The sequence below is a fragment of the Sphingomonas sp. S2M10 genome, assembly GCF_012650175.1.
GTDB lineage: Bacteria > Pseudomonadota > Alphaproteobacteria > Sphingomonadales > Sphingomonadaceae > Sphingomonas.
Genome location: NZ_JAAILI010000062.1, coordinates 22,725 through 47,709, shown reverse-complemented (window position 1 = coordinate 47,709; position 24,985 = coordinate 22,725). Strand labels below are relative to the sequence as shown.

Sequence of the window (24,985 nt, the reverse complement as noted above, 5' to 3'; positions counted from 1 at the left end):
GCCTCAGCCGGCCAGCACCGCGCGGAAGGCGTCCGGGTTCACGTCCTCATGCTCGGCGATCGCGACCAGCGCGGTGCCGCGCGGCTCGCCGGCACGCCAGGGCCGATCATATTGGTGCCGCACCCGCGCGCCGACCGCCTGCACCAGCAGCCGCATCGGCTTTCCGCTCACCGCCGCATACCCCTTCACGCGCAGCACCTTGTGCTCGCGCGCCAGCCGCTCGATGCGGCCGACCAGTTCGGCCGGGTCGGCAATCTCCCCGAAGGTCACGACGGTGCTGTCGAAATCCTCATGCTCGTGGTCGTCGGCGCCGTCGTGATGCGAGGGGCGCGCGGCGAGATCGTCCTCGGCAGCGGCGCCCAGCCCCAGGATCACGCGCGGGTCGATCGCGCCCTCGCGGATCTCGATCACCGGCATCGGGCGAGGTGCCTCCGCGGCGATCACCGCGCGGGCAGCGGCGACGCCCTCGGGGCCCGCCAGATCCACCTTGGTGAGCAGCACCATGTCGGCGCAGGCGAGCTGGTCCTCGAACACCTCGGCGAGCGGCGTCTCATGGTCGATGCTGGGATCGGCGGCGCGCTGCGCCTCCAGCGCGACGAGATCGGGGGCGAAGCGCCCCTCCGCCACCGCTTCGGCATCGGCGAGGGCGAGCACGCCGTCCACCGTGATCCGGCTGCGGATTGCAGGCCAATCGAAGGCCTTGAGCAGCGGCTTGGGCAGCGCCAGGCCCGAGGTCTCGATCAGGATATGGTCGGGGCGCGGCTCCAACGCGAGCAACCGCTCGACCGTCGGGATGAAATCGTCCGCGACGGTGCAGCAGATGCAGCCATTGGCCAGCTCGACGATATTCTCCGCGGGGCAATCGGGGATGGCGCAGGATTTGAGGATTTCGCCGTCGACGCCCAGCGTGCCGAATTCGTTGACGACGACCGCCAGCCGGCGGCCCCCGGCATTCTGGATCAGATGGCGGATCAACGTGGTCTTGCCGGCGCCGAGAAAGCCGGTGACGATGGTAACGGGGACCTTGGCAAGGTCGGTCATGAACAGTCTTCCCCCGCGCCGGAGCGAACGGGCGGGGGGCTTGCCGGAACGATCGTCCGGCCGGCGCGCGACGACGGGCGGGCGCGAAGGCACCCCTCACCACGCGACCGTGCAGCCCCAGCCGCACAGCTTCGTCGCTCGAACGGAAGCAAGACCGTGCCGCGGCCATCCCCTGGACCAAGGCAAGAGCGACCGTTGCGCCGGCAGGTCTCCTGGCTCGCGGGTCATGGCGAGATGCACGCCTTCCCGGGCCGGATCGGCCCAGTGGCAGCCCCGAGGGGCGAGTGCATCGCGCTATCCGCTCACAGTTGCAGGGACAGCCGCGGATTTGGGGGCCAAGGCCCCCGCACCGCATTCCCGATTAAGCCCCGTTACGAGGCACCGGCGCGATCTTCGAAGGCCCGATCGGGCCTTCACTCCCGGCTCTAGACCCGCGCCTCGATCTCGTCCAGCCTCTGCCAGCGATAGATCGCGAAGCTGATCAGCCAGCAGGCGACGAACAGCCCGATGATCGCGAAGCCGAGACCGTTGAAATGCGCGCCCAGATCGGCGGCGAGCCCGAACGCGCCGCCGGTCCAGCCCATCTTGTCGCCGATCAGCGCCAGCGTCTCGATCCCACCGATCACGATCGCGACGAGAGCCGAGATCAGCGTGATGGTGACATTGTAATAGAGCTTGCGGATCGGCTTGACGAACGCCCATTGGTAGGCGCCCAGCATCACCACGCCGTCCAGCGTGTCGACCAGCGCCATGCCGGCGGCGAACAGCGCCGGCAGCACCAGCAGGGTGCCGAGCGATACGCCGTGCGCCGCCTGCCCGGCCGACATGCCGAGGATCGCCACTTCGGTAGCGGTGTCGAACCCAAGTCCGAACAGGAAGCCCAGGGGCGCCATATGCCAGCTCTTTGTCACCAGCCGGAACATCGGCCCGAACAGCTTCGACAGCGGCCCGCGCGAGGCGAGCAGCAGGTTGAGATCGTCCTCCACATAGGCGCCGCCCGCGCGAACATGCCGGAAGGTCTTCCATACCGACCACAGGATGATCAGGTTCATGCCCGCAATCGCGAAAAGGAACAGCGCCGAGACGGCGGTCGCGACCACGCCGCCCAGTTCCTTGAACGCGCCCATGCCCGCCAGCGCGCCGGTCGCCAGCGCAATGCCGGCGGAGGCGATGGCGATAATCCCCGATTGGCCGATCGCGAACCACAGGCCCGTGGCGATCGGTCGCTGCCCGTCGTTCATCAGCTTGCGGGTGACGTTGTCGATCGCGGCGATATGGTCGGCATCCACCGCATGACGGAGGCCCAGCCCCCAGGCGAGCAGCGCGGTGCCGAGCATCAAGGGCTGGGAATGGAACAGCCCAAAGGCCCAGCCCCAGGCGGCGAGATTGGCAGCGATCAGCGCGGCGAAGAGCAGCATCACGCGGCTGCGCAGGGTGAGAAGGGGCAAGCGAAGACACTCCGGCGGCGTCGTGCGACCTGGCCGGGGCCCGCCGCGAACGGCCGGTCTCGCATCCCGGCCGGACGCTCCTCAAGCGACCGGGCCACGCGACCACGAACGGCCCCCGCCGCTCCAGCGTCGCTCAGACGGAGTACACCGTGCCGCGGCCATCCCCTGGGCCAGGGCAAGAGCGACCGGACGCCGGCAGGTCTCCTGGCTCGCGGGTCACTGCACGCTGCACGCCTTCCCAGGCCGTGCCGGCCCAGTGGCTGCCCCTCGCAGGAAGCCAGTGCATCGCGCTATCCGCTCACAGTTGCAGGGACAGCCGCGGATTTGGGGGCCGAACCCCCGCACCGCATTCCCGATTAAGCCCCGCTACAGGGCACCGGCGCGATCAGGCCGCCTTGGTACGGGAAGCCGAGCGGTGGATCAACCGCCGGTCGGGGCCGATGCGCAGGAAATGCAGCGCCGACAGCAGCGTCAGCACGCCGACCGCGAGCGCCGTCGCATGGCAGCAGGCAATAAAGAAGGTCAGCCAGCGCACATCCGGCGCGCCGAGGCTGTGGATGAGCAGGAGCACCACGCTTCCCACATAGCCGGACGCATCGGCGACATAGATCAGGAACCCGGCGTTGGCCGCAGTGCCGATCGTCGCGATCATCCGGTCGAACAGCATCGCGTTGAACGGCGTATAGGCCAGGTACAGCCCCGCCCCCGCCACGATCATCCACGGCAGCGGGGCCAGCAAGCCCGCCTGGAATGCGAGCGTCGCGCCGCCCAGGCAGACCGCGCCCAGCAGGATCAGGCCGTGCATCGCCAGCAGGGCGCGAAGATTGTCGCGGATCAGCATGAGCAGCGCGAGCGCGCCCAGCGTCAGCACCGCCACCGGCAATTCGCTCGCCGAAAACATCGCCGCCTCGCCGCCATGGCCCAGCGCGGCCCACAGCTCGGCGGCATAATTGTCGCGCACGTCTCGCAGCGCCGTGAGCAGGATATAACCGGAGACCAGCATCGCCAGCGTGGTCCCGTGCGCACGCAGGAACGCACTGCGCTCCGCGGCGCGCATGGGCATCCGGATCGTGCGCTCCGCTTCATCGCGCGCGTCGGGGGGCGGCAGTCGCTCGAGCTGCCACAGCGCGATGACGAGCAGCGGCATGAAAGCCAGCCCGGTCGCGGCCGGCATCCACCGCTCCGCGACGCCTGCATCCATCAGCAGCATCGCGACCGACTTGACCACGCCGGAAGACAGGATGAAGCTGGCACACAGCATCGATCCCAGCAGCTCGGTGGCACGTCGCCCCTCGACATAGCTGAACACCAGGCCCCAGATCAGGCCCAGCGGCAAACCGTTGAAAAACAAGCACGCCACATTCCACGGCGCCGGCACCAGCGCGAACAGGACCAGCGCGATCCACGACGTGCCGATCAGCGCCAGGATCATGCCGGCCCGCCCCTGCCGTCCGGTCTCCGATATCACGCGCACGCCGATCAGTTTCGACAGGGCGTAGCCGAAGACCTGCGCGATCAGCAGTGCCGTCTTGTAGTCGACGGCGACGTGCCAGCCGGCGACGTCGGCATAGGTCGCCACCGCGAACGGCTTGCGGAACGCGTACATGGCGAAATAGGCGGCGAACGCGGCGAGGCCGCCCAGGAACAGCGCAGGGCCGGAGGCGCCTCGCGCCCGGACGGGCCCGCCGTCAGCGTCCATCTCGCTCCCTCACCGATCGGCGCATCCGCGCCTTGCACGCACGACGGATGCGTGACGTTGCAGGTGCCCGCAATTCACCAGGGACGGACCTGGAGCGCTGTCGCCTCCGCCGCGCAGGCGGCGGCGTCCGGCTGCGGTGCCGTTGCACGCAGCTTCGCCAGTTCCTGGCGCGCCGCGGCCATGTCCCGCTGATAGGCAGGAGAGGTCTGCAGCACCGCAAACACCGAGGCGCCTGCCATATAGCCGGCTTCCACCGCACTCTTGCTGTGCGATCCGCAGATCGCCCGGCTCTCGCCATAGGCGCGGCCGCGCGCCAGGATGGCAGCGGCCCGCTCCGGCATCACCTGAGCGAGGATCTGCGCCTCCAGCCAGCCATTGGCCGTGTGGCCGGAGGGATAGTCGCCGTTGCCGGCGAGATGCGCCGTCTTGGCTTCGCAGATCGGCCCGTCCTCCCGCAGATAGGGGCGCGGCACCTGATAGGCTGCCTTCACCTTCCCGACCACCGGGCCCGTGCCGGCACGATCCAGCAGCCGTACGAGCGCCGGCGCCCGCCGGGCGTCCAGCACCATGCCCATCGCGCACGCGTTCCGCTCGAGCGGCGCGTTGGTGACGTCGGCCGCGGCAATCCGCCAGCGCGGGCTGCCCTCGAGCTTTCGCGTCGCGCGGAACACCGCCATGTCGAGCGTCGCCGCTGCGCTTCCGGCGACCGGCGGCGGCGGCAGGATCGTCATGCCGTCCGGATATTGATCGGCCGCGAGATAGGGGCCGGTGTCGCCGGCCTGGCCCGCCGCCAGAACCAGCGAGAGCGCGGCAGTGATTCCGGCGCGGATCATGCGCAAGCCCCTACGCGAAGGAGGGGACGGGCGGCGGCGGGCTTTGCGCGGTCGTCGCGCGACGGAGGGCTCATAGGCATAGGGCCTCCTATCCCCGCATCTTTACAGTTATAGGTAGTATTACCGGTGCGCTTATTATCCTGCGGGCAAGCCCCCGCGCGGCAATCTGCGAGGCGTTGCAGAAGGTGGCGACCGGCGTGGACATTTCGCTTCAGAACAACATTTTGGAGCTGGTCGCCAAGGGCGTGGACCTTGCATCTGCCACCGATCGGCTATGCCGCGAAGTCGAAGTGCGACTGCCCGACGTGCGTTGCTCGGTGCTGCGGGTGGACCTTGCCGGTCGCCTCCATCCGGTCGCCGGGCCCAGCCTGCCCGAATATTATCTGCAGTCGATCGATGGACTGATGATCGGACCGAAGGTGGGATCGTGCGGCGCGGCCGCCTATCTGGGCGAGCCCTATGCCAGCACCGACATCGAGAATGACCCCAATTGGGCAAAGTTCCTGGACCTGACCCGTCCGCTCGAGATGCGGGGATGCTGGTCCAATCCGATCAAGAACGGCCGCGGCGATGTGACCGGGGTGGTCGCCTTCTATTATCGTGTTCCGCGCGGACCGACGCCGCAGGAGAAGCGGATCGTCCAGGTGTGCATCCACCTCTGCGCCATCGCGATCGAGCAGGACATCTGGCGTGCGAAGCAGGTTCGTCGGGCGCAGGTCGACGGCCTCACCGGGCTGCCCAATCGCTCCGCCTTTACCGCCACGCTGAGCGATCTCGACTGCAGCGAGCCCGGCGCCTGGGGGCTGATCCTGCTCGACCTCGACAATCTCAAGATCGTCAACGATACGTTCGGCCATGTCGCCGGGGACGGGCTGATCATCCAGGCGGCGCGTCGCCTTGCCGATGCGGCCGCCCCCGATCGCGCCTATCGCTTGGGCGGCGACGAATTCGCGGTGCTGCTGCAAAGTCCCGCGGCCCTCGCGGACCCGGCAGAAATGGCGCGGACCCTGCTCGATGCGCTGGCCCAGCCGATGGAGGACGGCGAACGCAATGTGGTGCCCCGCGCCACCGCCGGCGGTGCGCTGATCGGCGAAGGGGAGACCGCCGAGCAAGTGCGCCTGAACGCCGACCTTGCGCTCTACCATGCCAAGGAGACCGCACGCGGCAGCTATGTGCGCTACGTGCCCGGCATCGCCACCCGCATGGCGCGCCGCCTCGACGCGATTCATGCCGTGGAACGCGCGCTCGCCGAGGATCGGCTGCTGCCCCATTACCAGCCGCTGTTCGACCTCAAGACGGGTGAGGTTCTGGGCTTCGAGGCGCTGTGCCGCATGCGCTCGGGGGACCGGATCGTTTCTGCCGCCGAATTTTTCGAGGCCACGACCGACGGCAAGGTCGCCGGCGCGATCACCGCGCGCATGCTGGACCGAGTCGCCGCCGATCTTCGGCACTGGTGCGACCTGGGCATCGCGCCGAAGCATGTCGGCATGAACTTCTCCTCCAGCGACTTTCATGGAGCGCGACTGCGCGAGATGATCCCGGAGACATTCGCCCAATATGGGGTGCCCCTGCACCATCTGACGCTGGAGATCACCGAAACCGTGTATCTTGGCCAGGGCGATACGGTGGTCGCGGACACGCTGCGCTGGTTCCGCGCCCAGGGCCTGATGGTCGCGCTCGACGATTTCGGCACCGGCTACGCGTCGCTGACTCACCTGCTCACCATGCCGGTCGATTTCATCAAGATCGACAAAAGCTTTACTGACGCCTTGCTGCAGAGCAGCGCCAGCCGCGCCATCGTGGAGGGCGTGCTGCATATCGCGCACGAGCTCGACATGCGGGTGATCGCGGAGGGCGTGGAGACCGAACTCCAGGCCGAACGGCTGCGCAACATCGGTTGCGCCTTCGGCCAGGGACATCTCTTCTCCCCGGCCGTGAGTATGGAACGCGCGACCGAGATGTTGCGCGCTGCCAAGACCCCGGTCCTTCAAGCCAGGGCCGCCGGCACCGGGGACGCGGCGCTCCTTCATTAATCCGATGGCCACCCGGCAACGAAAAGGGGCCGGGGGATCGCTCCCCCGGCCCAGTGCTTTCCTCCCCAGGAAAGTCAGAAGCGGGTGCGCAGGGTCAGGCCATAGGTGCGCGGCTCGGCGAGATAGGCCGAGAAGATCTGTCGGCCGCCGGGATAGTTGGGATCGGTGAACGGCGCACCCGATGCACCTTCCTGGAAGGGCGAGTTGAACACCACCTGCGTGTAATTCTGGTTCAGCAGGTTCTGCGCCCAAAGCTCGATCGCCCAGCGCTCGTCCTTGCCGCGGATGCCGATGCGGCCGTTGACCAGCGTGTAACCGTCCTGGATCTTCTGCGGGAACAGGTCCGATCCGGTGTTATAGTCGCCGGTCATGCGCGCGTCGAAATAGATGAGACCGCTGAGGCCGGAATTGCCCAGCGGCGGCGTCCAGGCGACCGAGGCCGTGGTCACGATCTCCGGGGCGTTGGAGAGCTGGTTCCCCGGCAGCGCGCGCAGCGCCTGGTCCAGGGGGGCGCCGGTGTCGCTGCCGACCAGCTGGTCACGGTAATGGGTATCCGCATAGGTTAGGCCCAGGCCCACCCGGAAGTCGCGAACCGGCACCAGCGAGGCCTCCAGCTCGACGCCCTGCGACACGACGCCGTAGCTGACGTCGGACGAGGAACAGGCGCCCGTCGTCGCGGCGGCGGCATTGAAGTTGCCGGCGGTGCTGAACTTGCTCTGGTCGCGATCGCCCCCGTTCAGGCTCGCGGTGCAGCCGTTGATGTTCTGCACGAGGAAGACGGTGCCGTTGAAGGTGTTGAGCTGGAAGTTCTTGAACTGCTGGCGGAAGGCCGAAAGGTTGAGGCTGAACGCGCGGGTCGAGTATTTCAGGCCGATCTCGAACGCGTCGTTCGTTTCCGGGGCGAACTGCAGGTTGCCGACCAGCGCCTGCGCGCCCCCCACCGAGGCGAAGGGCAGGATCGGCACCTTGAGCGCCGACTTGTCGAGGTTGAAGCCGCCCGCCTTGTAGCCGCGGGAATAGCTGCCATAGACCAGCAGATCGTCGGTGGGCTTGTACGAGAGGATGGCGGTGCCGGTGAACTGGTCCTCCTTGCGCGTGTCGCTGATCGACGCGCCGTTCAGCTCCGACGTCGAATTGCCCTGGCACGACAGGCCGAGAATGCCGTCGATCGTCGCGGTGAGCGATGCCACCGACCGAAGCGGCAGCAGCGCGCTCTGGTTGGCGACGCAGGCGGTGTTGTCATTGCCGAAGGTCGCGTTCAGGCGCTTGCGCTCATTGGTGTAGCGCAGGCCGACCGTGAGATCCAAACCCTTGGCGACATGGAAGATATTGTGCGTGAACAGCGCCCAGTTGCGGCTGTTCTGCTTGAACAGGTCGCGCGTGGTGCCACGGTTGCTGATGCCGTCCAGACGGTCGAATGCGGCGTAGATCAGCGGCGACGCGGTGCCGAACAGCGCCGGGCGCGCCGCAAGGCAGCCCGCCGCCGCCGGATTGTACAGCGCGACGAGGGCACTGCCCGAGACGATGCGGCAGGCAGCGAAACGGCCATACTGATTGCCGAACCGCAGGTTGTCGACCAGCGTCAGATCTTCATTGGCGTAATAGCCGCCGACCAGCCAGTCGAGCCTCTCGCCAAAGGCGGTGCCGTTCAGGCGCAGCTCCTGGCTGAACGTCTCGAATGCGCGGGAGGAGTCGGCATTGGGCGCGCGATACAGGAGATCGACCGCGCTATAATCGGTATCCGCTCCCTGGCTGGAGAAATAGTTGCGGTAGCCGGTGATCGAGGTGAGCTTCACATCGCCCAGCGTCCAGTCGACCTGGACCGACCCGCCCCAGTCCTCGGTGATGCCGCCATAGCTGCGACCCGCCGAGACATAGAGGTTGCGGCTGTACGGGTTGCTGAACGCCGCCATCGGCTGGCCGAGATCGCGCAGCACGCGAACGATGTTGTTCGCCGTCGGGCTGTTCAGATTGCCGATATACGGGTTGATCGAGGAATCGACATAGGTCGCGCCGCAGCACTCCTCGTTGCGGCGGGTATAGTCGCCGATCACGCGGATGCGCAGGTCGCTGGTCGGTTCGAACAGCACTTGACCGCGGAGGAAATAGCGGTCGCGATTGTTGATGTCGCGATTGTTGGTGACATCCTGGTAGAAGCCGTCGCGCTTCATGTAGACGCCGTCGAGCCGGCCCGAGACGGTGCTGCTCAGCGGCACGTTCACAAAGCCCTGCAGGCGGATCGTGTCGTAATTGCCGTAGGTCGCCTCGGCGCCCGCCGAGAAGGTCGATTGCGGCATCTTCGATACGATGTTGATGATGCCGGCGGACGCGTTGCGCCCGAACAGCGTTCCCTGCGGCCCGCGCAGCACCTCGATCCGCTCCAGGTCGCCGAGCTCGCTCAGCCCGATGCCCGAGCGTGATCGATAGACGCCGTCGATGAACACGGCCACCGAGCTTTCCAGCCCGGGATTGTCGCCGACCGTACCGATACCACGAATCCGCGCCGAACCGTTGGCCTCGCTGCCGGTCGAGGAGACGAGCAGCGAGGGGGCCACCTGGTTGAGTGCGCGAATGTCGTTCGCACCGGTCTGCTGCAGCGTCTCGGCGCTTACCGCGGAGACCGCCAGCGGCACGTCGGCCAGCGCCTGGGCCCTGCCCTGCGCGGTGACGATGATCTCGTTATCGGACTGGACCGAGCGAGCGCTCGCGTCCTGCTGATCCTGAGGGGTTTCCTGAGCGTGCGCAGGCGCTGCGAGCGCCATCACGAGTGCCGGCACTGCACAGGCCGACATAAGGCGTAGCCGCATATCTATCCTCTCCACCGAGGTTGGAGCTGTGGTTCCCGCTCCATACCCGAACCTCGAATACACGCCTCAACGTCAGCGGCGTCAAGCAAAACTAAAGTTGCAAAATGCCACTTGAATTGGATCGTTGCAGGAAGGGCACAGTGTGGCCCGGCCGGATCTGCAGGCGAATGCCGCATGCTGCCGCGCCATTCCATCACGCCCGAGCGCCCGGCATGCGCGTGCTCGCCGGCGGACGAGCGACAATTTGCGACACTTTGTCGCGGGGATGACAAACCCCTGCGACACCCATCCCCGAAACCGGCGCTGTGCCGGGGAAAGCCCCCGCCCCCGGCATCCCTTCCTTCAGGAGTTTCGGATGCTGAAACGTCTCACTCTCGCCGCACTCGGGGCCTCGCTGCTCGCGGGTCCGGCATTCGCTGCCCAGGCGGAGCCGCAAGACGGGCCGCAGGGCCCCCGGCGCGATCCGCTGTCCATGGTGGACCAGAACAAGGACGGCGTTGTCACCCGCGAGGAGATGCTCGCCTCGATCGCGAGCCGCTTCGCCGCGACGGACAGCAACCACGACGGCAAGGTCACGCCCGAGGAGCGCCAGGCATATCAGGCGCAGCAACGCGCGCGCATGGGCGGCCGCATGGCGCCGAAGCGCGATCTCACGCTGGCCGACGAACAGTCGCGCGCGACCCGCATGTTCGACCGGGTCGATACCAACCATGACGGCAAGATCGACGCCGCCGAGCGCAAGGCGGCGCAGCAGATGATGCAGATGCGTCGCGGCGGCGGCTGGCGCGGTCGCCAGGGGCCGCCGCCGGGCGACATGCCTCCCCCTCCTCCGGCCGACGCCGACTGACGCCGGCCGGAGCAGCCGGGCGGGAGGCCGTGCGCGTCGCCGATCCCGTCCCCGTCGGGATCGCAAGCGCCTCCCCTGTCGCTTCCCCGCGACGCGGTGCGGATCTCCTCCCTCCCGCCCGGCTCTTTTCCCCGCTGGCAAAGGCGCTAGTCTGTCGATCATGTCCGAGGTCCCCCATCTGCTGCTCGTCGACGACGAGCGTTCAATCCGAGAACCGCTCGCGCAATATCTGACCAAGCAGGGCTTTCGCGTCACCCAGGCCGGCGATGCGGAAAGCGCGCGCGCGCGGCTCAACGCCTATGCGATCGACCTGGTGGTGCTCGACATCATGATGCCGGGCGAGGACGGGCTGAGCCTGTGCCGGCACATTCGCGAGACCAGCGAGACGCCGGTCATCCTGCTTACCGCCCGCAGCGAGGAAACCGACCGTATCGTTGGTCTGGAAATGGGCGCCGACGATTATGTCGTGAAGCCGTTCAGTCCGCGCGAGTTGGCCGCGCGAATCAAGGTGGTGCTGCGCCGCTGGTCGGCGGGCGGCGCCAAGCAGCATGCGCCCGAGACCGGCTCCTTCGTCTTCGCCGGCTGGGTGCTGCGCACCGGCGAGCGCACGCTGGTCGATCGCGAGGGCGTGTCGGTGCCGCTGTCGACCGGCGAGTACAACCTGCTCCACGCGCTGGTCACTCGGCCGCGCCAGGTGCTCACCCGCGACCAGCTGCTCGACCTGACCCAGGGGCGCGAGGCGGCGGCGTTCGATCGCGCGATTGACAACCAGGTCAGCCGGCTGCGCAAGAAGATCGAGACCGACGCGAAGAACCCCTCGATCATCAAGACCGTGTGGGGCGGCGGCTACACGCTGGCCGCCGAGGTGACCCGGCTTTGAGGCGCGTCCTGCCCACCAGCCTGATCGCGCGCATCGCCCTGCTCGTGGCGGCGGCGCTGTTCGTTGCGCAGGCGATCAATTTCGGCCTGCTCCTCCACGAGCGGCAAAGGGCGCGCTTTGCCATGGTGATCGTGCCGGCGACGACGCGCCTGGCGGATGCCGCCGAACGGCTGCTCGCGCTGCAACGGGAGGCACCGCTGCAGCCCCGCGCGGCGAAAAGGCGCTTCCTCTCCGATCCCCGCACCCATGTGCGCCTGCACGCGGAGAACCCGTTCGCGCACGAGGCCGAGCATCGCCGCGCCGATGTGGAGCGCGATCTGCGCCGCGGGCTGGAGGATGCGGGATTGCGCACGGGGGCGATCATGGCGGCGCTGCGGCCGGTCGATCCCCAGCGACTGCTCGACCCCAAGCTCGATCCGCTCCGCGCCGACCGGCTGCGCCGGATGGGCGCGGAGATGCTGGTCGCGGTGGAGCTGCCGGGCAAGGGCTGGCTCACCCTCGCCACCCCCTGGCCGCGCACCGACTTCGATCTGATCTGGCAGCTGGCCGCGCAGACGCTGATCCTCTACGTCGTCGTGCTGGTGCCGGTGCTGCTGGTCGGCGGACGCATTGCCCGGCCGCTGCGGACGCTGACCGACGCCGCGCGCACCTTCCGTCCCGGCGACGACTCTCCCCCGATCCGCGAGCGGGGCCCCAGCGACGTGCGGGCGCTGATCGCCGCTTATAACGCCCTTGGCCGGCGGGTGACCTCGATGCTCGACGAGAAGGACCGGATGCTCGGCGCGATCGGGCATGACCTGCGCACGCCGCTGCAGGCGCTGCGGGTACGGATCGAATCGGTCGAGGACGAGGACGACCGCGCGCGCATGGCCGACACGGTGGACGAGATGAGCCGCACGCTGGACGACATTCTTTCGCTGGCGCGGCTCGGTCGCCCAAGCGAGCCGAACACCGATGTCGATCTCGGCGCGCTGGTCGATGCGGTGGTCGAGGATTTCCGCGATCTCGACCATGACGTGACGCTCGAGGAGCCGGAGCGGCTCAAGATGCGGCTGCGTCCGACGCTGATGCGGCGCGCGGTGCGCAACCTGATCGAGAATGCGGTGAAATATGGCGGCGGCGCCGAGGTGCGACTGATACCGGCGGCCGATCGCGTGACGATCGAGGTGTGCGATCGCGGTCCCGGCATTCCGGCCGACAAGCTGGAGGCGGTGTTCAATCCCTTCACCCGGCTGGAACAGTCGCGCAATCGCGACACCGGCGGGATCGGGCTCGGCCTCGCCCTGGCCCGCGCGATCGTCAACGACGCAGGCGGCAGCATCGCGCTCGCCAATCGCGAGGGCGGCGGGTTGACCGCGACGATCACGCTGCCGCGGTGAGTTCCTCGCTTTAGCCCCTCCCCTTCAGGGGAGGGGTTGGGGTGGGGCGTGATCGATTGGCGCGGAATACGCTTCCAGCTCAGGCCCCACCCCCAACCCCTCCCCTGAAGGGGAGGGGCTTACGAGATAAAAAAGCCGCGCTCCCCATCGGAAGCGCGGCCTTTTTTCTACCGAAAACTTCGACCTATTAGCCGACGATTTCTTCCGGCTTGAAGAAGAAGGCGATCTCGATCGCGGCATTCTCTTCCGAGTCCGAACCATGGACCGAATTGGCTTCGATCGACTCGGCCAGTTCCTTGCGGATCGTGCCCGGCTCGGCGTTTGCCGGGTTGGTCGCGCCCATGATGTCACGGTTGCGCTGCACGGCGTTCTCGCCCTCGAGCACCTGGACGACGACCGGGCCCGAGATCATGAATTCGACGAGGTCGTTGAAGAAGGGCCGCTCCTTGTGGACGCCGTAGAAGCCCTCGGCCTGCACGCGGGTCATCTGGATGCGCTTGGAAGCGACGACGCGCAGGCCGGCCTCTTCCAGCATCTTGGTGACGGCGCCGGTCAGGTTGCGGCGGGTGGCATCGGGCTTGATGATCGAAAAGGTCCGGGTCGCGGCCATGGCCGTGCGGCTCCTATAGTTGGTGATGAAAGGAAGTCGCGGCTCCCTAGTCCCCCCAGGTCTTCAATGCAAGCTCAGGCGACTTGCGCCCAGCGGCCATTTTCGTCCTGCCGCCAATAGCGCCGCTCGACCCCTTCCCGCTCGCCCAGCGCGCGCCACGCAGCCCGCGCGGCGGCGATGCTGTCCTCGTCGAACAGGTGGAAGGCACGGTCGAAGTCGAGCGCCGCGTCGCGCCAGACACCGTCGACCAGCGCCACGTTGCGGGCGCCGTTGGCGGGCGTCAGATCCTCCGCGATCAACGCCGGCTGCTCGGCGTCCCACGCCCCGCCCGCCTCGCCGTGCGGCAGAAAGCTCCCCGTGTTGTAGCTCCACAGCAGCTGGTCTATCCGCGTTCGCAGGCCAGCATCCGCGGCCACGATCAGCAAACGCCCGCCGCTGCCCAGCACCCGTTCGGCGATGGACGGCAGCACGCGATCGATCGGCGCCAGCGTGAGATGATAGAAATCGACCTGCATGCGGGGCCCCTTAGCCCGGATGTGCGTTGGGGCCAACGCGGCTGCCGTTGCGGAGGCGCAATCGCTGCGATAGGGCACGAGAATGCCCGTTGCCGGGGAGTGACGTTAAAGGTGGGAGTTTTCGTGAAGCGCAAGGCCATGTTCTTCCCGGCCGCGCTCGGTCTGTGCCTGTCGGCGCAGGCACGTGCCCAGCAGGCGCCCGATTCGCGCCCGCTGCCCGCCGATCAGGCCGCCGGCGCGTCGGTGCCTGCCGCCGATCTGCAGGATCGGCCGGCCGAGCCCGCCCCGCCCCCGCCGAACGGCCTGCCCGACGACCCCAACCAGGTGCAGTTCACCGCTGACCAGCTCGATTACGACATGAACACCGATGTCGTGACGGCCAGCGGCGATGTCCGCCTGTACCGCGAGAGCAATCGCCTTCGCGCCGACAAGGTCACCTGGGACCGGCGCACCGGCAAGGTGATGGCGACCGGCAATATCGTCGTGGCAAACCCGCAGGGCGACGCGGCCTATGGCGACAGCATCGAGCTGACCGACACGCTGAAGGACGGCGTGGTCGACAATATGCTGGTGGTGCTCGAGGCCGGCGGCCGCATCGCGGCGGCCCGCGGTTCGCGCAGCGACGGCGGCGTGATCACGGTCGAGAATGCAGCCTATACCCCCTGTTCGGTGACCGACAGCGCGGGCTGCCCCAAGGAGCCGTCCTGGAAAATCACCGCCGACCGCGTCGTCTATGACCCGGCCAAGCATCGCCTGCGCTACAAGGGTGCGCGCATCTCGGTGTTCGGCTTCGCGACGATCCCGCTACCGGCCTTCTCGCATCCCGCCGGCGGCCAGAGCGACTCGGGCTTCCTCACGCCCGACGCGCGCTACAGCCGCACCAACGGCTTCCAGGTCGCCCTGCCCTATTTCTTCAGCATTGCCCCCAATCGCGACCTGACCGTCACGCCGCGCGTATTCTCGGATACGCTGCCGATGCTGCAGGCGGACTATCGCGAGCTGAACAGCCTCGGCGCCTTCCGCGTCCAGGCCTATGGCACCTATAGCCGCCGTTCGGACGATCTCACCGTGGCGCCGACACCGGCGACGCTGCGCAACGATTTCCGCGGCTATCTCGATCTGATCGGCCGCTACCAGCTGAGTCCAACCTGGGATGTGCGCGCCTCGCTGCGCGTCGCGAGCGACCGCACCTTCCTGCGCCGCTACGACATTTCGCGCGACGACCGGCTGCGCAACAATGTCGCGATCGAGCGGATCGACGCCGACAGCTATTTCGTGATCAACGCCTGGGCGGTGCAGACGCTTCGGGTCGGCGATCGCCAGGGCCTGCAGCCGGTGGCGCTGCCCGAGATCGACTATCGCCGCCGCCTCGACGACGGGCTGCTCGGCGGCAAGTTCGACTTCCAGGTCAACACGCTGGCGCTCACCCGCACCGGCGGCCAGGATACCCAGCGCGCCTTCACCAGCGCGCAATGGAGCATCCGCCGCCTGACCAACTGGGGCCAGGAAGTCAGCCTCACCGCCTATACGCGCGGCGACATCTACAACACGTCGGACAGTATCGCGACGACGGTGGCGAGCTATCGCGGCGAAAACGGCTTCCGCTTCCGCGGCATCGCCGCCGGCGCGCTCGACGTGAAATGGCCGTTCGTCGGCGATTTCCTCGGCGGCAGCCAGCGGATCACGCCGCGCGTGCAGATGGTCGTCGCGCCGCATCTGGCGAACCTCGAGGTTCCCAACGAGGACGCGCGCGCGGTCGATCTCGAGGACTCCAACCTGTTCGCGCTCAACCGCTTCGCCGGCTATGACCGCTTCGAGGATTCGACACGTTTCACCTATGGCCTCGATTACGCGCTCTACCTGCCCGGTTTCAGCGTCGAGGCGAATGTCGGCCAGAGCTACCGCCTGACCACCCGCCCCACGCTGTTCCCGAACGGCACCGGGCTCACCGATCGCATGTCCGACATCGTCGGCCGCACGGTATTCCGCTTCCACGACTTTGTCAGCCTCACCCACCGCTACCGGCTGGACAAGGACGGGCTGGCGGTGCGCCGCAACGAGATCGACATGTCGCTCGGCTCGCGCGCCACCTATGTCACGGTCGGCTATCTCCGCCTCAACCGAAATGTCGATCCGACCCTGGAGGATCTGCAGGATCGCGAGGAACTGCGCCTCGGTGCCCGCATGCAGTTCGCGCGCTTCTGGTCGCTGTCCGGCTCGACGCTGATCGACCTGACCGACAAGCAGGAAGATCCGCTGTCGCTGGCCAACGGCTTCCAGCCGATCCGCCACCGCATCGGCCTGTTCTACGAAGACGATTGCCTGCGCATCGGCACCACCTGGCGGCGCGACTATGCCACCACCGGCGACGCCCAGCGCGGCAACTCCTATCTGCTGACGCTCGCCTTCAAGAACCTCGGCCGCTAGAAGATCCCGCCTTGGGGATTCGGCGCTCAGCCTTGGTTCAGGCACAATTGCGCTATAAGCGCTGCTTCCCGTTCGAGAATGAGGGTCGTTCTGAAGTGATGATGGGTTTGGGCAGGATTGTGGGAACGGGTGCGAAGTGGCTGGCCGGCGCGGGAATCGCTGCCCTGGCAACGATGGCGGTCGCACAGACGAGCCCGGCGCAGGATAGCCAGGGCGGCGTCAACAACGGCCTCGACCTGCCCAGCACGCTGGAAATCTTCGGCAAGGCTGACCCGAACGTCCGCAAACCCACGGCGATCGTCAACGATTACGTGCTCACCGGCACCGAGGTGGATCAGCGCGTCGCGCTGGTCACCGGCATGCAGAAGCTGACCCTGAAGCCCGAGGAACGCGAGCAGCTCAAGCTCGCCATGCTGCGCCAGCTGATCGACGAGACGCTGGAGATCCAGGAGGCCAAGGCCAACGAGATCAAGGTCGACGCGCGCGAGATCGAGAGCAGCTTCAGCCGCGTCGCCGCGCGCTTCCAGAAGACGCCCGATCAGATGCGCAGCTGGCTGCGTGAGATCGGCTCGTCCGAACGTTCGATCAAGCGCCAGATCGAGGCGGAACTCGCCTGGAGCCGGCTCCTGCGCCGCCGCGTGAACGTCAATGTCGGCGAAGCCGAAGTGAAGGCGATGATCGATCGCCTCACCGCCCAGAAGGGCACCGACGAATATCACGTCTACGAGATCTACCAGAACGCCACGCCCGATCGCGCCCAGGAAGTCTCCGGCGGCATGCAGAAGATGATCGAGCAGATGCGCCAGGGCACGCCGTTCGACTATCTCGCCCGCACCTATTCGCAGAGCTCCACCCGTGCCCGCGGCGGCGATCTCGGCTGGATCCAGCCGGCCATGCTGCCCGAGGCGCTTGCGCAGGCGGTGCAGGAAATGCAGCCGGGTCAGGTCGCCGGGCCGATCCCGCTTTCGGCCGGTTTCTCGATCGTGTACCTTGCGGACAAGCACAAGGTCGGCATTTCCGATCCGCGCGACGCCAAGCTGAGCCTCCGCCAGCTGTCGCTCGCATTCTCCAAGGGCACCACCGAGGCGCAGGCCAGCACCCGCGCCGCCTCGTTCGCCAAGGCGACGCAGGCAATTCGCGGCTGCGGCGATGTCAGCAAGGTGGCCGCGGCGGAGGGTGCCGAGGTTGTCGACCGCGACAATATCGTGATCAAGGATCTGCCGCCGGCGTTGCAGAACCTGATCCTGCCGCTCCAGGTCGGCCAGGCGACCCAGCCCTTTGGCTCGATCGAGGACGGCGTGCGCGTGCTGGTGATCTGCGGCCGCGACGATCCGCCCGCCGCCAACACGCCGTCGGTGGAGCAGGTTCAGGAGCAGCTGGAGGACCAGCGCGTCAATCTCCGCGCCGAGCGCATGCTGCGCGACCTGCGCCGTGACGCGCTGATCGAATATCGCTGACGTGACCGCCGGAGGCGTCGCCCTGCCTCCGCTCGCGATCGCCATGGGCGATTCGGCAGGGATCGGGCCGGAGATCACCGCCAAGGCGTGGGAGGTGCGCGTGGCCGAGGGCCTTGCGCCCTTCTTCGCGGTCGGTGATCCCACGGCCGTGCGTTCGGTGTGGAACGGGCCGATCGCGCCGATCGGTGACCCACGCGAGGCGCTTGCGCTATTCGCCGAGGCGCTGCCGATCCTGCCGATCGGCGATACCGGCCCGGTGATTCCCGGCACGCCTTCGCTGGGCACTGCGCATATCGCGCTGCAGTCGCTGGAGGTCGCCACCGGTCTTGCCAGCGCGGGGGCCGCCGGTGCGCTGGTAACCGGCCCCGTCTCCAAGGCGCAGCTCTACGCGATAGGCTTCACCCATCCCGGCCAGACCGAATTCGTCGCCGAGCGCTGCGGCATCACCGCGGACAATGCCGTGATGATGCTGGCGGGACCGACGCTGCGGGTGGTGCCGATCACCGTCCACGTGCCGCTGGCGCAAGTGCCGGCGCTGATCAGCCCCGAGCTGATCGTCGCCAAGGGCCGCGTCACCGCGCGGGGGCTCCAGCGCAATTTCGGGATCGCCAACCCGCGCCTCGCCTTTGCCGGGCTCAATCCCCATGCGGGCGAAGGCGGCGCGATCGGCCGGGAGGAGATCGACATACTGATCCCGGCCATCGAGCGACTGCGTGCCGAGGGCATCGACGCCGCCGGCCCGTTCGCCGCCGACACGCTGTTCCACGCCCGCGCGCGCGCCGGCTATGATGCGGCGCTGTGCCTCTACCATGATCAGGCGCTCATCCCCATCAAGACGCTCCATTTCGATGACGGCGTGAACATGACGCTGGGGCTCCCCATCGTACGCACCTCGCCGGACCATGGCACCGCCTTCGGCATCGCCGGCCGCGACGCGGCGCATCCCGGCGCGATGATCGCCGCCATCAAAATGGCTGCCGCAGCGGCGCTCCGCAGGATAGAAGCAACCGCGTGACCAGCCTTCCTCCGCTACGGGACGTCATTACGAAATACGGACTCAGTGCCAGCAAGGCGCTGGGGCAGAACTTCCTGTTCGATGGTCAGCTGCTCGGCCGCATCGCCAAGGTGCCCGGCGCGCTCGACGGAGCCGAAGTGTTCGAGGTCGGTCCCGGCCCCGGCGGCCTCACCCGCGCGCTGCTCCAGGCCGGTGCGCAGGTAACCGCCGTCGAGCGCGACCGGCGCTGCATCCCCGCGCTGGAGGAACTGGGCGGCTACTTTCCGGACAAGCTCCGCGTGATCGAGGGCGACGCGCTCGAGGTCGATGCGCCGGCGCTGTTCGCGGGCAAGCCGCACGTCGTCGCCAACCTGCCCTATAATGTCGGCACCGCATTGCTGGTTGGCTGGCTCTCGGCCGAGTGGCAGCCCTGGTGGGCAAGCCTGACGCTGATGTTCCAGAAAGAGGTCGCCGAACGCATCGTCGCGCAGGCCGGCACCGAACATTATGGCCGCCTGGCGGTGCTCGCCCAGTGGCGGAGCACGCCGCGCATTGCGATGAACGTGCATCGTTCGGCCTTCACCCCGCCGCCCAAGGTGATGTCGGCGGTGGTGCATATCGTCCCCGGCGACGCGCCCGAGGGCGTCCAGCTTCGCCTGCTGGAGGCGGTGACCGCCGCCGCGTTCGGCCAGCGGCGAAAGATGCTGCGCCAGAGCCTCAAGTCGCTGCCCGGCGCGCTGGCGGCGCTGGAAGTGCTCGGCATCGATGCCAGCCGACGGGCCGAGACGGTCAGCGTCGCAGAATTCGTCGCGATCGCGCGCGAACTCGGCCGCGCCTAGTCTCCAGCCGGGCGGAACAGCCGCATTACGGGCACCAGCGAGGCATGGTCGTCGGTCCAGCCGGCAAAGCCCGGCTCGGCGACCAGCGGCCGCCACTCCCCGCTGCGGGACTTCAGCGCCGCCAGCGCGCGCGGCGAGCGGCTCAGCGCGATCCAGTCCGACACCGCACCTTCGTCCTGCCGCTCCAACGCGCTCGGCACATGGACCAGCCGAAGGCCCTGCCAGCCCCCCGCCCTGGCCGCGCCGGCAACCACCGGTGCCAGTTCCAGGAAGCGGTTGGAGATATGCACCAACAGCAGCCCCTCGGGCGACAAGACGCGGCCATAGGTCGCGAAGGCCTCGACCGTCATCAGATGCATGGGCACCGCGTCGGAGGAGAATGCGTCCAGTGCGAGCAGGTCGAGGCTGCCCGGCGGCAGCGCGCTCAGGCGCAGCCGGGCATCGCCGACCAGGATCTGCGCGTGCGGCGCGCAGAGGCGGAGGAAGCTGAACGCACCCGTATCGCGCGCGAGGTGTACCACCGCCGGATCGACCTCGAAGAACCGCCAGTCCTGTCCCGGTCTGGCATAGCAGGCGAGCGTGCCGGTACCCAATCCGACGACGCCGATCCGGGCATGCGCACCGTACAGCGAAGGCGCCGCGAGCATCGCCTGCCCCACGCCCGATCCGGCCTGATAATAGGTGGTTGGACGCCGCGCCCGCGCACCCTTGAGCTGGATGCCGTGCACGGTGGTGCCGTGCGCCAGTCGGCGCTGGTCCGGCTTGTCGCCGATCGTGTACACGCCGAAATAGCTGCGCGTCCGGGCGCCGCTCAACGATGTCTCGATCGCGGTATAGCCGCCGAAGAGGAACAGCCCGCCGGCGAGCGCCACGGTGAACGGCCAGCGTGCGCCGACCGCGACGAGGCCAAGCCCCGCGATCGCCACGAACCCGAGCTGATCATGCATCGGGCCAAGCAACCGCGCGTCGAACGCCGCCCAGACGATCAGCATCACCAGCACGCACAGCAGTGCCGCGGCGGGAAGCCTGTAGCGGCCTGCCCAGAGCCCCGCGAGCTTGCGGGTGAGCGCGCGCTGCGGGATCAGCAATCCCGCCGCGAGGATCAGCAGCGGATATTCATAGGTCCAGTCGAACAGCACCGGCGCCATCAGGCCGGCGAACACCCCGCCGAGCGCGCCGCCCACCGCCATGGCGAGGTAGAAGCCGGTCAGGCGCGCCGGCGGCGGGCGCAGCGCGTAGAGCCTTGCGTGGCAGGCGACCGCCACCGCGAACAGCAGCACCAGACCGATCAGCGCATTGACATAGGCGAGCCGCGAATCGCCCGCGACCAAGGTCGCGCCGAACAGCAGCAGCACCAGCGGCACGCAGCGCTCGAGCAGATCGTCGAGGAGTGCGGAGCTGCGAAAGGCCACCGGGAAGCTCAGCAGGTAGAGCCCGAGCGGCAACACCCAGAGCAAGGGCACGGCGACGATATCGGTGGTCAGAAAGGTGGTCGTCGCCAGCATCAGTCCCGAAGGGACGAAAGCCAGCGCGATCCAGCCGGCCCAGTCGCGCGCGACCGTCGCCGCGCGATCCGTTCGCGGCTGCGGCGGCACGTCGTTTCGCGGCAAGAAGCTGGCGCAGCCGAGCACCAGCAGCGCGACGACCGCATAGCCGATGGTCCACAGCCAGCTCTGGCTGCGCAGGCGCAGCAGCGGCTCGACCAGCAGCGGATAGGCGAGCAGCCCGGCAAAACTGCCGATGTTGGAGGCGGCGTAGAGCGCGTAGGGATCTCGCCCATGGCTGGCTACGGCGAACCAGCGCTGGAGCAGCGGCGCCTGCGCGGAAATCGCCAGGAACAGGGGGCCGATCGCGGCGACGAGCAGCCACGGCACCCACCAGGCCGGCTCCGCGCCGATCGGCACCTGCATCGTCCCCAGCCCGATCGGCAGCCACAAAGCGGCGAGGCCCAATAGGCCGAGGTGCAGCCCGGCCTGCGTCCGCACGCGAAACCGGCCGAGCCAATGCGCATAGCCATAGCCGAGCAGCAGCAGCGCCTGATAGACGAGCATCGCCGAGTTCCACACCGCCGGGGCGCCGCCGAGGCGCGGCAGCGCCATTCGCGCGACCATCGGCTGGACGAGGAACAGCAGGAACGATCCGCCAAGGATCGCCGCGACGAACAACGCGCGGCGGACGCCGCCTGCCGGCGCGTGCAGGTCCGTCATGGACGCGCGATGCGATAGGTACGATGACGCCGCAGCGCCGGGATTGCGGTCGGATGGTCGAAATCGGCATCCACCGCGCGCCGCATCCCGATCCGCTGCATCAACCCCCAGCTGCGGGCATTTTCCGCCGCGACGATCGCGGCGATGCCAGGGACGTCGAGATAGGACCAGCCCCAGGCGAGGCTGGCGCGGGCCGCTTCCTGCGCATAGCCCTTCCCCCAATGCGCAGCCGCGAGGCGCCACCCGATCTCGACCTCGCCTTCGATCGGCGTGCCCGCAGCGCCGGGCTTCAACCCGCAGAAACCGAGGAAGCGTCGGTCATCGCGCCGCTCGACCGCCCAGAAGCAATGGCCGTGCGCCGCGAGAAGGCCCTGCTGGCGGTCGATGCCCGCATCGCTTTCGGCGCGCGATTGCAGCGGGCCGATAAAGGCCATCACCGCCGGATCGGTGCACATCGCATGGAAGGGCGCGCGGTCGTCGTCAGTCCAGCCGCGCAGCACAAGGCGTTCGGTGTCGATCATGGCCGATCGATCGCAAAGGCGACGCTGGGGCGCAAGCGATGCCCTTCGGGCTGCACGGGATGGTCGAAATCGGCGATCCAGCGCATGCCCAGCCGTGCCATCAGCGCCTGGCTGGGCAGGTTGCAAGCGGCGGTGATCGCGACGACGCGCGGCTCCGGGCGATGCGTCCAGGCCCAGTCCAGCCAGGCCGCGGCCGCCTCCCGGGCATAGCCCTTGCCCCAGCAGGCGCGCGCGAACATCCAGCCGATCTCCAGCTCGTCCGCGATCGGCGTCTCCGGCGCACCGGGCTTGAGGCCGCAAAAGCCGATCACCACGCCGTCCTCCCCCCGCTCGACGGCATGGAAGCCGATACCGTGGCTCGGCCCATAGCCGAGATGCCGGGTGATCGTCGCCCGGCTGTGCGCGGTCGTCTTCAGCGGCCCGAGGTCGCGCATCACATCCGGATCGCTCCACATCGCATGGAGCGCGTCGAAATCGCGCGGCTCGGGCGGCCGCAACAGCAGCCGCGCCGTCTCGATCATGCGCCGAGCAACCGTGCCGCCAGTGGCGCGTGATAGCTGAGCACGCCCGAACACCCTGCCCGCTTGAACGCCATCAACGTCTCCAGCACCAATGCCTCGCGATCCCCCGCGCCGACGGCGGCGGCAGCCTCGATCATGGCATATTCGCCGGAGACCTGATAGGCGAACACAGGCACTTCGAAGGCGGTCTTCACGCGGCTTACGATGTCGAGATAGGGCAGCCCCGGCTTCACCATCACGCTGTCCGCGCCCTCGGCCAGATCGAGCGCCACTTCGCGCAGCGCTTCCTCGGCATTGGCGGGATCCATCTGGTAGGTCTTCTTGTCGCCCTTCAGCAGTCCCCGGCTGCCGACCGCGTCGCGGAAGGGACCGTAGAAGGCGCTCGCATATTTGGCGGCATAGGCCATGATCTGCACGTTGACATGGCCGTTCGCTTCCAGCGCTGCCCGGATCTGGCCGACCCGGCCGTCCATCATGTCGCTCGGCGCGACAATGTCCGCGCCCGCCCGCGCCTGGACCAGCGCCTGCTCGACCAGCACGGCCGAGGTTTCGTCGTTCAGCACATAGCCAGCCGGATCGACGATGCCGTCATGGCCATGGCTGGTGTAAGGATCCAGTGCCACGTCGGTCAGCACGCCGACCTCCGGCACCGCATCCTTGATCGCACGGATCGCGCGGCACATCAGGTTGTCGGGATTGACCGCCTCGCGGCCGTCCTCGGAGCGGAGCGTATGGGGGGTATTGGGAAACAAGGCCAGGCAGGGAATGCCGAGGTCCCGTGCCTCGCGCGCGCGCTCGACAATGCCCTTCAGGCCCCAGCGCGACACGCCGGGGAGCGCGGCGATCGGCTCCTCTTCCTCGCCCTCGGTCACGAATACCGGCCAGATCAGGTCCGCCGGGGTGAGCACCGTTTCGGCGTGGAGGCGACGGCTCCAGGCCGAAGCCCGGGAGCGGCGGAGGCGAAGCGCGGGATAGTGGCTCATGGCGCGTCAGATGCGCCCTGATTGCACGCGTTGCAAGCGTCGCCGAGCGCGGCTCGACCTAGCGTGAGGATCGAGGTGGCGTGCCGCTGTGCCACCTCCAGCGCATCCGATCCATAGCCGCCGCCCAAGGTACTCGCGAACGGAAGGCCGCGGCGGCGCAGCGTTTCGGCCACCCAGCGGTCCCGCGCGACCAGCCCCGCCCCGCTGAGCGCGAGCCGGCCCAGGCGATCGTTCGCGAACGGGTCGACCCCGGCCTGGTAGAGCACCAGATCCGGGTCGAACTGGGCCAGCAGCGGCAGCAGCGTCGTCGCCAGCGTCTCCAGATAGGCCGCATCGCCGGTGCCGTCGGGCAGCGCGACGTCGACGGTGGAACGCGCCTTGCGCACGGGAAAATTCTTCTCGGCATGAATGGAATAGGTGGCGATGTCCGATCGCCCCGCCGTCAGCGCCGCGGTACCGTCGCCCTGATGCACGTCGCAATCGACGATCAGCACGCGGGCGGCGTGGCGCTCCTCGACCAGGCGCACGGCGGCGATGGCGAGGTCGTTGAACACGCAATATCCCGCCCCGGTGTCGGCAAGTGCGTGATGGCTGCCGCCGGCGCTGTTGGCGGCATATCCCTCCGCCTGCGCGATGCGTGCCGCGAGGAAGGTGCCGCCGGGCACCCGCTCCGATCGGCGCGCCACGGCCGGCGTTACCGGGAAGCCGATCCGGCGGGTCTTGTGCGGCGGCACCCGCGCCTCCAGCACCTCGGCGACATAATCGGGATCGTGGACCGCCTCCAGCCAGTGCGGCGGCATGGCCTCGGGCGCATGCCAGGCGATGGCGCCGCCCTCGGCCCGGAGCAGGTCGCGGACCAGGCCGTTCTTGTTCCACAGATAGGCGCTCCCCGCCGGCGCCGGGGCGACATAATCGGGGTGGTGGACGACGGGGATCACGCGAAC

20 protein-coding genes and 2 riboswitches are annotated in these 24,985 nt (G+C 68.3%); of the genes, 8 read left to right on the top strand and 12 right to left on the bottom strand.

Annotated elements, in window-relative coordinates; all coding sequences use genetic code 11:
- Positions 1 to 3: 3 nt before the first annotated feature.
- The 4 genes from cobW to S2M10_RS15825 all read right to left on the bottom strand — a co-directional run bounded on the left by cobW (position 4) and on the right by S2M10_RS15825 (position 5,021).
- Complete coding sequence (gene cobW / locus S2M10_RS15840) at positions 4 to 1,041, bottom strand: cobalamin biosynthesis protein CobW (RefSeq protein WP_168846940.1); 1,038 nt, start codon at positions 1,039 to 1,041, stop codon at positions 4 to 6.
- Positions 1,042 to 1,225: 184 nt separating this feature from the next.
- Positions 1,226 to 1,442, bottom strand: a riboswitch (cobalamin riboswitch).
- 24 nt (positions 1,443 to 1,466) lie between these two features.
- Positions 1,467 to 2,459: a HoxN/HupN/NixA family nickel/cobalt transporter gene (locus S2M10_RS15835; protein WP_168847000.1), complete on the bottom strand. Its 993-nt coding sequence runs from the start codon at positions 2,457 to 2,459 to the stop codon at positions 1,467 to 1,469.
- A 206-nt stretch (positions 2,460 to 2,665) separates the two neighbouring features.
- A riboswitch (cobalamin riboswitch) is annotated at positions 2,666 to 2,885 on the bottom strand.
- Entirely contained in the window at positions 2,875 to 4,188 is a 1,314-nt protein-coding gene (locus S2M10_RS15830; protein ID WP_168846939.1) for a DUF5690 family protein, read from the bottom strand. (Overlaps the previous riboswitch by 11 nt.)
- A 74-nt stretch (positions 4,189 to 4,262) precedes the next feature.
- Complete coding sequence (locus tag S2M10_RS15825) at positions 4,263 to 5,021, bottom strand: phosphatase PAP2 family protein (protein ID WP_168846938.1); 759 nt, start codon at positions 5,019 to 5,021, stop codon at positions 4,263 to 4,265.
- Positions 5,022 to 5,218: 197 nt separating this feature from the next.
- On the opposite strand from S2M10_RS15825, the gene S2M10_RS15820 reads away from it, so the two are divergent.
- On the top strand, positions 5,219 to 7,054 hold the full coding sequence (locus S2M10_RS15820) for an EAL domain-containing protein (protein WP_168846937.1): 1,836 nt from the start codon (positions 5,219 to 5,221) through the stop codon (positions 7,052 to 7,054).
- Positions 7,055 to 7,128: 74 nt separating this feature from the next.
- Here the strand turns inward: S2M10_RS15820 and S2M10_RS15815 are convergent, their stop codons facing one another.
- Positions 7,129 to 9,861: a TonB-dependent receptor gene (locus S2M10_RS15815; RefSeq protein WP_168846936.1), complete on the bottom strand. Its 2,733-nt coding sequence runs from the start codon at positions 9,859 to 9,861 to the stop codon at positions 7,129 to 7,131.
- Positions 9,862 to 10,216: 355 nt separating this feature from the next.
- Between S2M10_RS15815 and S2M10_RS15810 the strand changes: the two genes are divergently transcribed.
- From S2M10_RS15810 to S2M10_RS15800, 3 genes are all read left to right on the top strand, one after another.
- Complete coding sequence (locus S2M10_RS15810) at positions 10,217 to 10,708, top strand: EF-hand domain-containing protein (protein WP_168846935.1); 492 nt, start codon at positions 10,217 to 10,219, stop codon at positions 10,706 to 10,708.
- Between the two features lie 160 nt (positions 10,709 to 10,868).
- Complete coding sequence (locus S2M10_RS15805) at positions 10,869 to 11,588, top strand: response regulator (protein ID WP_168846934.1); 720 nt, start codon at positions 10,869 to 10,871, stop codon at positions 11,586 to 11,588.
- Positions 11,585 to 12,967 carry a HAMP domain-containing sensor histidine kinase gene (locus S2M10_RS15800; RefSeq protein ID WP_168846933.1) on the top strand — a complete coding sequence of 461 codons (1,383 nt, stop codon included), beginning with the start codon at positions 11,585 to 11,587 and terminating at the stop codon, positions 12,965 to 12,967. Before S2M10_RS15805 ends, S2M10_RS15800 begins: the two co-directional genes overlap by 4 nt.
- A gap of 187 nt (positions 12,968 to 13,154) precedes the next feature.
- On the opposite strand, the gene ndk is transcribed toward S2M10_RS15800, so the two are convergent.
- Positions 13,155 to 13,577, bottom strand: a complete 423-nt coding sequence (ndk, locus tag S2M10_RS15795) for a nucleoside-diphosphate kinase (RefSeq protein ID WP_168846932.1) — start codon at positions 13,575 to 13,577, stop codon at positions 13,155 to 13,157.
- Positions 13,578 to 13,651: 74 nt separating this feature from the next.
- Entirely contained in the window at positions 13,652 to 14,092 is a 441-nt protein-coding gene (locus tag S2M10_RS15790; RefSeq protein ID WP_168846931.1) for a DNA polymerase III subunit chi, read from the bottom strand.
- A gap of 138 nt (positions 14,093 to 14,230) precedes the next feature.
- On the opposite strand from S2M10_RS15790, the gene lptD reads away from it, so the two are divergent.
- The 4 genes from lptD (at position 14,231) to rsmA (ending at position 19,809) form a co-directional block, all read left to right on the top strand.
- Positions 14,231 to 16,519 (top strand): LPS assembly protein LptD, encoded by a 2,289-nt coding sequence (gene lptD, locus S2M10_RS15785; protein ID WP_211091088.1) that lies wholly within the window; start codon positions 14,231 to 14,233, stop codon positions 16,517 to 16,519.
- A gap of 173 nt (positions 16,520 to 16,692) precedes the next feature.
- Positions 16,693 to 17,976, top strand: coding sequence for a peptidylprolyl isomerase (locus S2M10_RS15780; protein ID WP_247650852.1), 1,284 nt, complete (start codon positions 16,693 to 16,695; stop codon positions 17,974 to 17,976).
- Positions 17,977 to 17,998: 22 nt separating this feature from the next.
- Positions 17,999 to 18,991, top strand: coding sequence for a 4-hydroxythreonine-4-phosphate dehydrogenase PdxA (gene pdxA, locus S2M10_RS15775; protein WP_168846998.1), 993 nt, complete (start codon positions 17,999 to 18,001; stop codon positions 18,989 to 18,991).
- Positions 18,988 to 19,809: a 16S rRNA (adenine(1518)-N(6)/adenine(1519)-N(6))-dimethyltransferase RsmA gene (gene rsmA / locus S2M10_RS15770; RefSeq protein ID WP_168846929.1), complete on the top strand. Its 822-nt coding sequence runs from the start codon at positions 18,988 to 18,990 to the stop codon at positions 19,807 to 19,809. Before pdxA ends, rsmA begins: the two co-directional genes overlap by 4 nt.
- Here the strand turns inward: rsmA and S2M10_RS15765 are convergent.
- From S2M10_RS15765 to S2M10_RS15745, 5 genes are read right to left on the bottom strand one after another with little or no spacing between them, the layout of a single operon-like run.
- A complete protein-coding gene (locus S2M10_RS15765; RefSeq protein ID WP_211091083.1) occupies positions 19,806 to 22,016 on the bottom strand; it encodes a hypothetical protein in 2,211 nt (736 codons plus the stop codon). The two genes, rsmA and S2M10_RS15765, sit on opposite strands and share 4 nt — an antisense overlap.
- Positions 22,013 to 22,537 carry a GNAT family N-acetyltransferase gene (locus S2M10_RS15760; RefSeq protein ID WP_168846928.1) on the bottom strand — a complete coding sequence of 175 codons (525 nt, stop codon included), beginning with the start codon at positions 22,535 to 22,537 and terminating at the stop codon, positions 22,013 to 22,015. The genes S2M10_RS15765 and S2M10_RS15760 overlap by 4 nt, the downstream gene beginning before the upstream one ends.
- Positions 22,534 to 23,058 carry a GNAT family N-acetyltransferase gene (locus S2M10_RS15755; RefSeq protein ID WP_168846927.1) on the bottom strand — a complete coding sequence of 175 codons (525 nt, stop codon included), beginning with the start codon at positions 23,056 to 23,058 and terminating at the stop codon, positions 22,534 to 22,536. The genes S2M10_RS15760 and S2M10_RS15755 overlap by 4 nt, the downstream gene beginning before the upstream one ends.
- Positions 23,055 to 24,041, bottom strand: coding sequence for a porphobilinogen synthase (hemB, locus tag S2M10_RS15750; RefSeq protein ID WP_168846926.1), 987 nt, complete (start codon positions 24,039 to 24,041; stop codon positions 23,055 to 23,057). The genes S2M10_RS15755 and hemB overlap by 4 nt, the downstream gene beginning before the upstream one ends.
- Complete coding sequence (locus S2M10_RS15745; protein WP_168846925.1) at positions 24,038 to 24,979, bottom strand: histone deacetylase; 942 nt, start codon at positions 24,977 to 24,979, stop codon at positions 24,038 to 24,040. Before S2M10_RS15745 ends, hemB begins: the two co-directional genes overlap by 4 nt.
- Positions 24,980 to 24,985 lie beyond the last annotated feature (6 nt).